Here is an 11820-nt window from a genome sequence, read left to right as displayed (position 1 = left end):
ATTATGTTGAGCGGTCTTTCGTCAGTACCATTGCGCCAGCACTGACGAACTGAGCCGATAAAAAATGTGGATGAGTACCTTGCTCATTGTCGGAGCTTGCTTCGTACATGCTAGGAGCGAGAATCATTTTTCAGGTGATAGCCCGTAACATAATGTGCCTAATACGCATTTTGCAGATTTAAATTGCTATCAACTTTTCCCCTGGTAATTTTTAATTCCCTTTAATTTGCTATCAAATTATCAACCGGCTTTACTTGCCTCGATCTCAAAATGCAATCAATAAACTTCTTTCATGTGCTTTTTGAAGACGATATCTGCTGTGTATCCTCTACAGGCGCAGCCTGTGGGGGATACATAGCGTGATATTGTCGAGTTATGCAATGACTAAGTTTTTTGATTATGCCTGACCGATGAGGAGTAGCGAAGACTGAGCGGCGACGATGAGGGAGGGCTTGAACCCCCGTCCTGTACTACGGGGGTAAATTCCACCAAACTTCTGGCGTTCACCTCTTTTTGTATCCGCAAACGAAGTGCGCCAGTGTTTGAGCGATAGCGAGTTATTCCGCGTTCTTGATCATTTCTTCATGTTCAAAAATATCTTGCTCTCTTTTGGCTTTTTCTTCAGCTGCTATCTCTTCTCCATATTCTTGATAATGTTCCATCATTGCTTCTGCCTTTTCTCTTTCTGCTAGGAATCTCTCTAACAGCTCCTCATTTGTGGGCTTTTCTGCATCAAGTCTTTTAATGAACTTTTCTTTGTCTTGTATGAACTCTAATAGAATGGAAGTGAAAGTCACTTCATCTATTTCTCTCATGATACTGGCAGTTTTCTTCATAAACTGGAGTTCATTGATGTTGGTATCGAACTTTCTACCTCGGCATATCTCACTTTCACTCACGCTAAGTATTTCAGCTAACTTCTTTATATCACTCGCTTTTGGTTCGTTTTTTCCATTTTCCCATTTCATATACGTTTGTGCCGTTACACCTACGTAATCCGCGACTTCACTTTGCTTGAGTCCTTTACGCTCACGCATCTCTTTTAATACATCTTGAAGCATTATTTTCATCTCTAGCTATCCTTTTGTTTTATTGTACATGCCATTTTTAGCACTTTGAGTTTACATGTCCATTATCATAGTTTAAAGTATCTAAAAATACACTTGACAGGGTTTGCCATGAACAAGATTTTCTACGACATGATGCCTGACCACACCGTATCCGTTTACGTATGCGGTGAGTGGGACTTGTTCCGTTCGTATGGCAGTCTTGTTCAGTGGTGTGATAGTGAATTCATCGACTATGAGTTGGTTGATATCACGGATACAACCAAGGCTGAGCGCATGGCTATCATGGAGGGTTATGTATGAATAACCGTCTATGCATGGAATGCGGCGCTGTTTACCATTCATTGGTGACGTGTTGTTGTCCTGAGTGTGGTAGTGGTGTTATTTGGCAGCAAGCAACCACAACCGATACCGGATGGAAATTCGCTCATAAGCTCTCATCTGATTACATCTTTAGACCCAAAAAAGCAGGGTTAAGACCTGAGTTTGTTCCTCATCATGTTGAGCAGTTCCGCGATGTTGAGGATTATGAACAGAGCTTAGTTGTTATCGATTACCTTACTTTCACTGTTAAAATCAATGATTTCCGCCATTGCAAAAAAGAGTCTCCCTATTCTGGCATTCACTTTCCTAGTGCGCCCGTCTTTGAGTCTCATAACGCAAAAACCACGCAAGAGATTGAAGCCTATAGCCGCTATTACCGCGATGCTTACATGGAATATCTTCAAGAGACGGTTAGACGGTTCATTACTCATGTTCTTGGCTTTAACTACAGCGCACCTCGCGGCAAAGGCTTTCAGTTCTATGATGATTCTTTCATTCTCACTTCTGCTGATGGGGATGATTATTGTGGTCAAGTCGGGGTAGGCGGCAACAATGACACCATTCACTTTCAAATTAATGGCCATGGTTGCAAGCATCTGTTTCTCTCTCGCTCCTGCCGTTATGTTCACCACTGGCTAAATACGGTTCTAGGTGTGAAACACTTGGCACGTGTTGACCTCGCTTTTGATGATTTTGATGGTGTTCATACCTGTGACGCGGCTGAGCGTGCGGCTTGGGATAACGGCTTTCGCACCGCTGTTCGTGGGCGTTCGCCTAAAATTGGTCGCAATGATGAGTATTACTTTAACTCAGATACAGGTGAGAAAGTCTTTACTAAAGAGCAGTGCAATGTCGGCTCTCGTCAATCTAATGTCTATTGGCGTATCTACAACAAGAAACTGGAGCGCAACATCGAGGCGGAGGACTTTGTCTGGTATCGCTCGGAGGTTGAGCTTAAAAAGTGGGATGTGGACGTCATATTGAATCCTTTGGCGGCTTTCAAGGGGCTTTGCGCTTACTCATCTTCGCTTATCTCTGATGACATTACGCCTGTAAAAACCAATCGTAAATCTAAGTCTAAGAAGCGTGTTGCTCTTGATTTGGTTTCCGCTGCCTACTGGATGAAACGACAGTACGGCAAAACGCTCAACGCTCTTGTTGAGTTTCATAATGGCGACCTAGAAAAGGTAGTCAGTTCACTGGTGAGGGATGGAACCTCGTTTACGTTCCCGTCCAGTCATCAACGTCTAATGAATGTAATTTTGGAGTAACGTATGGCTAAGCCTGTGTTTGTTCTTGGTATCGATATCATGTGGAACCCGTCTCGTGGCGAAATGGCCCAACTGAATATCTCGCGTCCTTTAAAGCCTGTGAATTCAGATAACTTTAAACGTCGAACCATTGGAGAGTCTGGGGATGTTAACTCTAAGTGGGATACGCCTTTGATGATTGACCACGATTATGCTTTGAAGCTTGAAAAGTCGGGGGCTTTAGTGCCACGTCGTGAATATGAGTTGGTGCTCGAACTCAATCAAGATGACCCATTAGCAGGGGCCATTGTTACAGAGCTCATTCCTGTTGACGAAGAAATCAAAAAGCATTTTCAAGCGTCATTGAAATAGCATTTTGTATCAAGAAATCATTAACTTAATCGCTCTAGCTTCCTTGTATACGGCTTATTTTTATTGGGGGAGCTAAGGCTTCTTTTACCCAAAAATTAGGCTAGGGGGCTATCATGGAAAGCTCATTACTCTCATCGCATGTTGACTTGGAGTGTTCTTTTTCTGACTTACTGATTAAACGTCCAGTAATGACAGAGGAACCGTTAAAACCTAACACAATTCGCTACTGGACTGATGACGAGATAAGTCAGTTAAAAACCTTGTACAGAAAGGGCACTCCTTTTAAAGAGATGTCTTTAATTCTCAATCGAACTGTTACTGCTATTAACTCTAAAATCAAACAGTTGAATCTTGTTCGCTGTAAGGCGTTATCGGCTGAGCAAGAGCTTTTCCTCATTAAAAATTACTGGCTTCTGGGGACTGAGGGATGCGCTAAAAAGCTCAATCGTAGTCGTAGTGCTATTGTTTATTACGCAAGGTTGTTAAACCTCAAAATTCCAACAAGAGACCAATACAATCCGCCTATTTATCGAAAGTTATTGCCTTATGATATGGCTAAACGACTCTCGATTCTTGAACGTAAATCGCCAACATCCAAAGACCGGATAGAAGATTCTGTTGTCATTCTTTACGATAAATATCGCCCCTCAAAGCCTATGTCAGCTTTTCATTTAGATGAGTTGTGTTTGGCTCTCGATAGGCATTTTGGTCGTCGTGACGGTGTGACTGCGAATGCGTTATTGCATGGATACAAGGCGGTGTGACATGTCTTGCATATACTGTGTCATTTTAAATGATACTATGTACTCCTTTCGTTTATGGACTTGAATTATGATTAAAAACAAACCATTAGAGGGCTCAACTTGGTTATCTCCTGATGGCATGAGCTTTTATATAGAGCATGTATCAGAGGCTACAGATGGATTTTATACCGTAGAAATTATTGATACAGAGAGTAAAGACGACCCGTTTGCAGCGGGAGATCTCCTTACATCGAATGAGTGGCTTGAAATGGTTAACCGTTTTCATTTGAGCCCTCAGGCATAGCCCCGCAGGGATAAGGGCACTCCTCATGGTTTTGGGGAGTGCCTTCGCTAATCTGCCCGAAAAGCAGGGCGCTTGCGCCCGTTGCTCCCGTTCCTGAAACGACAAAAACCCCTTCGTCCTGCTAAGCCAGCCTTCCAGAGCCTTTCCGCGCCAGTGGCGTTTTATCCTACTGGAACACTTCCATTCTTTCCGCGCTAAGCGTTGCGAGTGTCGAGCAATGCTTTTGATTGTTGTTACAGCATTCAACGCTAATACTCATTTTATGAATTTCGAGAAATCAAAAACTGAGTATTAGGAGCTGCATTATGTTGAGCGGTCTTTCGTCAGTACCATTGCGCCAGCACTGACGAACTGAGCCGATAAAAAATGTGGATGAGTACCTTGCTCATTGTCGGAGCTTGCTTCGTACATGCTAGGAGCGAGAATCATTTTTCAGGTGATAGCCCGTAACATAATGTGCCTAATACGCATTTTGCAGATTTAAATTGCTATCAACTTTTCCCCTGGTAATTTTTAATTCCCTTTAATTTGCTATCAAATTATCAACCGGCTTTACTTGCCTCGATCTCAAAATGCAATCAATAAACTTCTTTCATGTGCTTTTTGAAGACGATATCTGCTGTGTATCCTCTACAGGCGCAGCCTGTGGGGGATACATAGCGTGATATTGTCGAGTTATGCAATGACTAAGTTTTTTGATTATGCCTGACCGATGAGGAGTAGCGAAGACTGAGCGGCGACGATGAGGGAGGGCTTGAACCCCCGTCCTGTACTACGGGGGTAAATTCCACCAAACTTCTGACGTTCACCTCTTTTTGTATCCGCAAACGAAGTGCGCCAGTGTTTGAGCGATAGCGAGTTATTCCGCGTTCTTGATCATTTCTTCATGTTCAAAAATATCTTGCTCTCTTTTGGCTTTTTCTTCAGCTGCTATCTCTTCTCCATATTCTTGATAATGTTCCATCATTGCTTCTGCCTTTTCTCTTTCTGCTAGGAATCTCTCTAACAGCTCCTCATTTGTGGGCTTTTCTGCATCAAGTCTTTTAATGAACTTTTCTTTGTCTTGTATGAACTCTAATAGAATGGAAGTGAAAGTCACTTCATCTATTTCTCTCATGATACTGGCAGTTTTCTTCATAAACTGGAGTTCATTGATGTTGGTATCGAACTTTCTACCTCGGCATATCTCACTTTCACTCACGCTAAGTATTTCAGCTAACTTCTTTATATCACTCGCTTTTGGTTCGTTTTTTCCATTTTCCCATTTCATATACGTTTGTGCCGTTACACCTACGTAATCCGCGACTTCACTTTGCTTGAGTCCTTTACGCTCACGCATCTCTTTTAATACATCTTGAAGCATTATTTTCATCTCTAGCTATCCTTTTGTTTTATTGTACATGCCATTTTTAGCACTTTGAGTTTACATGTCCATTATCATAGTTTAAAGTATCTAAAAATACACTTGACAGGGTTTGCCATGAACAAGATTTTCTACGACATGATGCCTGACCACACCGTATCCGTTTACGTATGCGGTGAGTGGGACTTGTTCCGTTCGTATGGCAGTCTTGTTCAGTGGTGTGATAGTGAATTCATCGACTATGAGTTGGTTGATATCACGGATACAACCAAGGCTGAGCGCATGGCTATCATGGAGGGTTATGTATGAATAACCGTCTATGCATGGAATGCGGCGCTGTTTACCATTCATTGGTGACGTGTTGTTGTCCTGAGTGTGGTAGTGGTGTTATTTGGCAGCAAGCAACCACAACCGATACCGGATGGAAATTCGCTCATAAGCTCTCATCTGATTACATCTTTAGACCCAAAAAAGCAGGGTTAAGACCTGAGTTTGTTCCTCATCATGTTGAGCAGTTCCGCGATGTTGAGGATTATGAACAGAGCTTAGTTGTTATCGATTACCTTACTTTCACTGTTAAAATCAATGATTTCCGCCATTGCAAAAAAGAGTCTCCCTATTCTGGCATTCACTTTCCTAGTGCGCCCGTCTTTGAGTCTCATAACGCAAAAACCACGCAAGAGATTGAAGCCTATAGCCGCTATTACCGCGATGCTTACATGGAATATCTTCAAGAGACGGTTAGACGGTTCATTACTCATGTTCTTGGCTTTAACTACAGCGCACCTCGCGGCAAAGGCTTTCAGTTCTATGATGATTCTTTCATTCTCACTTCTGCTGATGGGGATGATTATTGTGGTCAAGTCGGGGTAGGCGGCAACAATGACACCATTCACTTTCAAATTAATGGCCATGGTTGCAAGCATCTGTTTCTCTCTCGCTCCTGCCGTTATGTTCACCACTGGCTAAATACGGTTCTAGGTGTGAAACACTTGGCACGTGTTGACCTCGCTTTTGATGATTTTGATGGTGTTCATACCTGTGACGCGGCTGAGCGTGCGGCTTGGGATAACGGCTTTCGCACCGCTGTTCGTGGGCGTTCGCCTAAAATTGGTCGCAATGATGAGTATTACTTTAACTCAGATACAGGTGAGAAAGTCTTTACTAAAGAGCAGTGCAATGTCGGCTCTCGTCAATCTAATGTCTATTGGCGTATCTACAACAAGAAACTGGAGCGCAACATCGAGGCGGAGGACTTTGTCTGGTATCGCTCGGAGGTTGAGCTTAAAAAGTGGGATGTGGACGTCATATTGAATCCTTTGGCGGCTTTCAAGGGGCTTTGCGCTTACTCATCTTCGCTTATCTCTGATGACATTACGCCTGTAAAAACCAATCGTAAATCTAAGTCTAAGAAGCGTGTTGCTCTTGATTTGGTTTCCGCTGCCTACTGGATGAAACGACAGTACGGCAAAACGCTCAACGCTCTTGTTGAGTTTCATAATGGCGACCTAGAAAAGGTAGTCAGTTCACTGGTGAGGGATGGAACCTCGTTTACGTTCCCGTCCAGTCATCAACGTCTAATGAATGTAATTTTGGAGTAACGTATGGCTAAGCCTGTGTTTGTTCTTGGTATCGATATCATGTGGAACCCGTCTCGTGGCGAAATGGCCCAACTGAATATCTCGCGTCCTTTAAAGCCTGTGAATTCAGATAACTTTAAACGTCGAACCATTGGAGAGTCTGGGGATGTTAACTCTAAGTGGGATACGCCTTTGATGATTGACCACGATTATGCTTTGAAGCTTGAAAAGTCGGGGGCTTTAGTGCCACGTCGTGAATATGAGTTGGTGCTCGAACTCAATCAAGATGACCCATTAGCAGGGGCCATTGTTACAGAGCTCATTCCTGTTGACGAAGAAATCAAAAAGCATTTTCAAGCGTCATTGAAATAGCATTTTGTATCAAGAAATCATTAACTTAATCGCTCTAGCTTCCTTGTATACGGCTTATTTTTATTGGGGGAGCTAAGGCTTCTTTTACCCAAAAATTAGGCTAGGGGGCTATCATGGAAAGCTCATTACTCTCATCGCATGTTGACTTGGAGTGTTCTTTTTCTGACTTACTGATTAAACGTCCAGTAATGACAGAGGAACCGTTAAAACCTAACACAATTCGCTACTGGACTGATGACGAGATAAGTCAGTTAAAAACCTTGTACAGAAAGGGCACTCCTTTTAAAGAGATGTCTTTAATTCTCAATCGAACTGTTACTGCTATTAACTCTAAAATCAAACAGTTGAATCTTGTTCGCTGTAAGGCGTTATCGGCTGAGCAAGAGCTTTTCCTCATTAAAAATTACTGGCTTCTGGGGACTGAGGGATGCGCTAAAAAGCTCAATCGTAGTCGTAGTGCTATTGTTTATTACGCAAGGTTGTTAAACCTCAAAATTCCAACAAGAGACCAATACAATCCGCCTATTTATCGAAAGTTATTGCCTTATGATATGGCTAAACGACTCTCGATTCTTGAACGTAAATCGCCAACATCCAAAGACCGGATAGAAGATTCTGTTGTCATTCTTTACGATAAATATCGCCCCTCAAAGCCTATGTCAGCTTTTCATTTAGATGAGTTGTGTTTGGCTCTCGATAGGCATTTTGGTCGTCGTGACGGTGTGACTGCGAATGCGTTATTGCATGGATACAAGGCGGTGTGACATGTCTTGCATATACTGTGTCATTTTAAATGATACTATGTACTCCTTTCGTTTATGGACTTGAATTATGATTAAAAACAAACCATTAGAGGGCTCAACTTGGTTATCTCCTGATGGCATGAGCTTTTATATAGAGCATGTATCAGAGGCTACAGATGGATTTTATACCGTAGAAATTATTGATACAGAGAGTAAAGACGACCCGTTTGCAGCGGGAGATCTCCTTACATCGAATGAGTGGCTTGAAATGGTTAACCGTTTTCATTTGAGCCCTCAGGCATAGCCCCGCAGGGATAAGGGCACTCCTCATGGTTTTGGGGAGTGCCTTCGCTAATCTGCCCGAAAAGCAGGGCGCTTGCGCCCGTTGCTCCCGTTCCTGAAACGACAAAAACCCCTTCGTCCTGCTAAGCCAGCCTTCCAGAGCCTTTCCGCGCCAGTGGCGTTTTATCCTACTGGAACACTTCCATTCTTTCCGCGCTAAGCGTTGCGAGTGTCGAGCAATGCTTTTGATTGTTGTTACAGCATTCAACGCTAATACTCATTTTATGAATTTCGAGAAATCAAAAACTGAGTATTAGGTATTTTATGGTAAATAGCACTTATGTTTAATTGCATACTTAACACCGAAAATAAAAGTAAAGGGGCGAGTATCGAAACTTCATGAGCGTAGCGTTGCCACTCATTTAACATAATATACATAATGCGCACTGAGATAGACAAAAAAGAAAGGTAACTAATTCATCGAAATCAATATGTTACCTTTACTTTTTGCCTGTCATAATCATGCTATCTTTTGGTGTTCAGTTAAACGTTCTAAAGCACCAATGGCGCGTCCGTTTTTGGAGCGTTCAGCGATGATAGCCAACAGTACCAAATCAACATCTAAACCTAGCATTTCAGCGATTTCACAAGCCATTTCATCACTCATTGTGCCGCCATTTCGCCATTTATTGACCGTAGAATGGTTAATGTCTAAAAATCTTGCTACATGCCTATCACTAAGTAATTGTTTTTCAATACGTAATCGGTTGAGCAAATCAAGCGTTGTTATCATAAATTTCCCTCCAAATCCTAGTATAGACCACTGTGTACACTGTATAGCAACCAGTCGACACACATTTAGAAATGATCTTAAATGTGTTCGTCCAAGCCGTGATGGTTCCGACATCTATCAAAATTGCCCTTAGCTATCTGAGTGAGTCGAACACGTTGACGGTACTAAGGGCACCCCAACACTTGATAGATGCGGCAGATTTGGACGGGGATTTGAATAGATAAACAAGGACATTAACCATGCAAACCACGAAACCTGACACGACACCCGAACAACTCATCACTTTCCAAGCTCACAGCGCAAAAATGCTTATGCGTGTAGCAGAGATCGGAATCAAAAAAGAAATTACTATCTCCTGTGAGCTAATGAGCTATGAAAGCGGTAGCCTTAGCTTCTCTGTACATTGGTTTATCAATAACGAACGTTATGCACCTTGTGACGACAACTATTGCTATACGTTTTTCTCTGTTAATGAAATCGATCAATGGTTTCTTGATGCAAATATCGCCCTTGATTTACTTCAATATGAGTCAAAGGCGGCGTAGTTAATCATGACTAACGAGCACATCCAATACAACAAACGAAGAAAAGACCGCCCGTTCGCGGCTTTTCATCGTGCTGCGTTGGAGAAAATCGCTCAATGCCCTTCTAGCTCTGTCGCGTTCCTAACGTCCAACGGGCGCGGCATCCGTAAATCTTTCGCTATCGACATTATAAAGCTAATGACGGTTCTCGTTGAGGAAATGTGTCTACACTCGCGCAAAATAGGCAAAGCAACTAAACACGGCTTTGCGCTGCGTTCGTGGGCTTACATTGCCGAGAAGTGTGATTTACCGTTGTGGCGCATTAAGCAGTGCGCGAAATTTGCGTTCCTGAAAGGCTGGATCACGTCTAAACAGCCGCGTGAGTCTTTCACCGGGAAAGACAACATCGAGAAGTGGCGCGGCCTTGCGTCTATCAAACGTGTCGAAGTACGCTATTTCTCTGACCTCGGGATTAAGTTCGAGGAAGAATATTATAAAGCCAAAATAGCCGCTAAAGAGTGGTTAAAATCGATCGCAAGGCGCTTAGAGCGACCGATTAAGTACATTCAAACGCCAGTCACCCTACTTCGCCGCCGCCGCAAAGAAGCAGCGCAAAACGCCCCACAGAACGCCCCTATACCCATTTAGATTTGCTCTGATTCATGCCCCTTAGCTGGGGTTTTCTGCGTTGCATACAGCTTGTCGAGCTCTCCAAGTATGTCATTTTTTGACATACTCAGCCTATTTGGTATGTCATTTCTAAGTTATCCACACCGCTTTGACATTGATTTGAGTGCTTTTTGCTCGCTCATTGGTTGGGGTTGTGCATAACCCTGTGATTTGTGATAACTAACTACTCCTAGTTGTTGCTACGAGTTGTTACACCCTTCAATTAGTCATCATAGTCTTCGACTAGAACAATGATCGTAACAAAAATAATAAAAATATTGTTCTTTAACCCGTGTAAACACGGGGATAAGTGAAGCGTGCTTCTATGTCGCAAGCGACATGCGCACTTAGGGGCTGCACCACTGCAACTGACGTCTAAGGGCTTTCGCATTCGCTTTTGATGTGTCGGCCGTTTCTATCGCTTCGCGATGGCCTAGCAAGGTAAGGGGTCGAATTTGAGCGTGGTGGCGGTATTGAAAAATAATGTCATTCAAAACGTCCTTGAAAACGGCATATGCCGTTTTTCTGTGGTAGCAAAAAACCACCCGAAGGTGGTTTTGTTAGTGATGTGCTGTTCTATTCATTAACGCTTAACAACGTAGTAATTCGCCACAAGTATTTTGATCATATACATAGGCACTACCCCAAAGAACGTTTTCTTCGTTGGCCATTACCGCGAGAATGTGGAATTTCCCGTCTTGTTTCACGGTGACGAGTCTCGCTTCGTAGTCCACACCATTAAAAATAGGATCCGCACAGTTTGCTGCGGTGACGTTGGTCGCGCTGTAGTAACCGTCTACACGTGTCAGTGTTCCACTAAAGATACATGAACCATTGACGGTAAAAGTACCGTCTACTGCGAATATCCAATTCGAGCCGTCATCTGGATTATGATGATATCCGGCCAAATCCGTCAATGATAGGCTGTCGCCTGTACGGTCAAACGAATAAATCAGGTTCGTTCCCTCTAAGACGGTATTGGCAGTTACCCCTGTTTCATTGAACGTGAGTGTTGCTTCTACATCTTGGCTGTAAAAGTTAATTGTGTCTGATACCACGTTTAACCCTTTGGTGGTCATCGTGTTGCCGTTGATTGTGTGCGTATCGTTGATAAGGATTTCATTGTTCACATAGTCACCAATGATGACCGAGGCCAACGGCATATCACTATCGACTAACATCACAACGAGATCGGTATCATTGATGTAGATACCGTCTTTTTGATAGGTGGTCGCTTGTTTATCGGTTGTGCCTTGCGGTGATGCATCTGAGCTGCTACCGCCACCACACCCCATTAACAGCGCGGTCGTTGCCAACGCTAATAACGTTTTTTTCATGGGAAATTCCTTTTTAATCATTACGTAATGTCTGAAAGACGGCGCATATTATCGCTGGAAATGTCAAAGCGTGGATGAGTAGCTGATGAGTTTGCGA

16 protein-coding genes are annotated in these 11820 nt (G+C 43.1%); 12 read left to right on the top strand and 4 right to left on the bottom strand.

Annotated features, from left to right (window positions below):
- Window positions 1-557: 557 nt before the first annotated feature.
- The gene (locus LZU85_RS14225; protein ID WP_053543213.1) at window positions 558-1070 is read right to left on the bottom strand and encodes a helix-turn-helix transcriptional regulator; all 513 of its coding nucleotides are present in this window, start codon (window positions 1068-1070) and stop codon (window positions 558-560) included.
- A 108-nt stretch (window positions 1071-1178) separates the two neighbouring features.
- On the opposite strand from LZU85_RS14225, the gene LZU85_RS14220 reads away from it, so the two are divergent.
- The 5 genes from LZU85_RS14220 to LZU85_RS14200 all read left to right on the top strand — a co-directional run bounded on the left by LZU85_RS14220 (window position 1179) and on the right by LZU85_RS14200 (window position 4060).
- Entirely contained in the window at window positions 1179-1370 is a 192-nt protein-coding gene (locus tag LZU85_RS14220; RefSeq protein WP_011152123.1) for a hypothetical protein, read from the top strand.
- The gene (locus LZU85_RS14215) at window positions 1367-2662 is read left to right on the top strand and encodes a replication initiation factor domain-containing protein (RefSeq protein ID WP_182291602.1); all 1296 of its coding nucleotides are present in this window, start codon (window positions 1367-1369) and stop codon (window positions 2660-2662) included. Before LZU85_RS14220 ends, LZU85_RS14215 begins: the two co-directional genes overlap by 4 nt.
- Window positions 2663-2665: 3 nt before the next feature.
- Window positions 2666-3013 carry a DUF1293 family protein gene (locus tag LZU85_RS14210; protein ID WP_017789047.1) on the top strand — a complete coding sequence of 116 codons (348 nt, stop codon included), beginning with the start codon at window positions 2666-2668 and terminating at the stop codon, window positions 3011-3013.
- 113 nt (window positions 3014-3126) lie between these two features.
- A complete protein-coding gene (locus LZU85_RS14205; protein ID WP_017789048.1) occupies window positions 3127-3777 on the top strand; it encodes a hypothetical protein in 651 nt (216 codons plus the stop codon).
- Window positions 3778-3844: 67 nt separating this feature from the next.
- Entirely contained in the window at window positions 3845-4060 is a 216-nt protein-coding gene (locus LZU85_RS14200; protein ID WP_080527277.1) for a DUF8087 domain-containing protein, read from the top strand.
- Between the two features lie 859 nt (window positions 4061-4919).
- Here LZU85_RS14200 and LZU85_RS14195 read toward each other — a convergent pair.
- On the bottom strand, window positions 4920-5432 hold the full coding sequence (locus LZU85_RS14195) for a helix-turn-helix transcriptional regulator (protein ID WP_053543213.1): 513 nt from the start codon (window positions 5430-5432) through the stop codon (window positions 4920-4922).
- Between the two features lie 108 nt (window positions 5433-5540).
- On the opposite strand from LZU85_RS14195, the gene LZU85_RS14190 reads away from it, so the two are divergent.
- The 5 genes from LZU85_RS14190 to LZU85_RS14170 all read left to right on the top strand — a co-directional run bounded on the left by LZU85_RS14190 (window position 5541) and on the right by LZU85_RS14170 (window position 8422).
- Window positions 5541-5732: a hypothetical protein gene (locus LZU85_RS14190; protein WP_011152123.1), complete on the top strand. Its 192-nt coding sequence runs from the start codon at window positions 5541-5543 to the stop codon at window positions 5730-5732.
- Complete coding sequence (locus LZU85_RS14185; protein ID WP_182291602.1) at window positions 5729-7024, top strand: replication initiation factor domain-containing protein; 1296 nt, start codon at window positions 5729-5731, stop codon at window positions 7022-7024. The genes LZU85_RS14190 and LZU85_RS14185 overlap by 4 nt, the downstream gene beginning before the upstream one ends.
- A 3-nt stretch (window positions 7025-7027) precedes the next feature.
- The gene (locus tag LZU85_RS14180) at window positions 7028-7375 is read left to right on the top strand and encodes a DUF1293 family protein (RefSeq protein ID WP_017789047.1); all 348 of its coding nucleotides are present in this window, start codon (window positions 7028-7030) and stop codon (window positions 7373-7375) included.
- Between the two features lie 113 nt (window positions 7376-7488).
- Window positions 7489-8139, top strand: a complete 651-nt coding sequence (locus LZU85_RS14175; RefSeq protein WP_017789048.1) for a hypothetical protein — start codon at window positions 7489-7491, stop codon at window positions 8137-8139.
- A 67-nt stretch (window positions 8140-8206) separates the two neighbouring features.
- Window positions 8207-8422 (top strand): DUF8087 domain-containing protein, encoded by a 216-nt coding sequence (locus tag LZU85_RS14170; protein WP_080527277.1) that lies wholly within the window; start codon window positions 8207-8209, stop codon window positions 8420-8422.
- Window positions 8423-8920: 498 nt separating this feature from the next.
- Here LZU85_RS14170 and LZU85_RS14165 read toward each other — a convergent pair whose 3' ends face one another.
- Window positions 8921-9193, bottom strand: a complete 273-nt coding sequence (locus tag LZU85_RS14165) for a hypothetical protein (protein ID WP_237287354.1) — start codon at window positions 9191-9193, stop codon at window positions 8921-8923.
- 239 nt (window positions 9194-9432) lie between these two features.
- Here LZU85_RS14165 and LZU85_RS14160 point away from each other — a divergent pair, with 239 nt between their 5' ends.
- Window positions 9433-9738 (top strand): hypothetical protein, encoded by a 306-nt coding sequence (locus LZU85_RS14160; protein ID WP_237287347.1) that lies wholly within the window; start codon window positions 9433-9435, stop codon window positions 9736-9738.
- A gap of 6 nt (window positions 9739-9744) precedes the next feature.
- The gene (locus LZU85_RS14155) at window positions 9745-10365 is read left to right on the top strand and encodes a hypothetical protein (protein WP_237287346.1); all 621 of its coding nucleotides are present in this window, start codon (window positions 9745-9747) and stop codon (window positions 10363-10365) included.
- 611 nt (window positions 10366-10976) lie between these two features.
- Here the strand turns inward: LZU85_RS14155 and LZU85_RS14150 are convergent.
- On the bottom strand, window positions 10977-11723 hold the full coding sequence (locus LZU85_RS14150; protein WP_237287345.1) for a hypothetical protein: 747 nt from the start codon (window positions 11721-11723) through the stop codon (window positions 10977-10979).
- Window positions 11724-11820 lie beyond the last annotated feature (97 nt).

Source organism: Vibrio floridensis, from assembly GCF_021852965.1.
Classification (GTDB): Bacteria; Pseudomonadota; Gammaproteobacteria; order Enterobacterales; family Vibrionaceae; genus Vibrio; species Vibrio floridensis.
The sequence above is the reverse complement of the archived record's forward strand: the minus strand, read 5'-3'. Positions and strand labels throughout refer to the sequence as shown.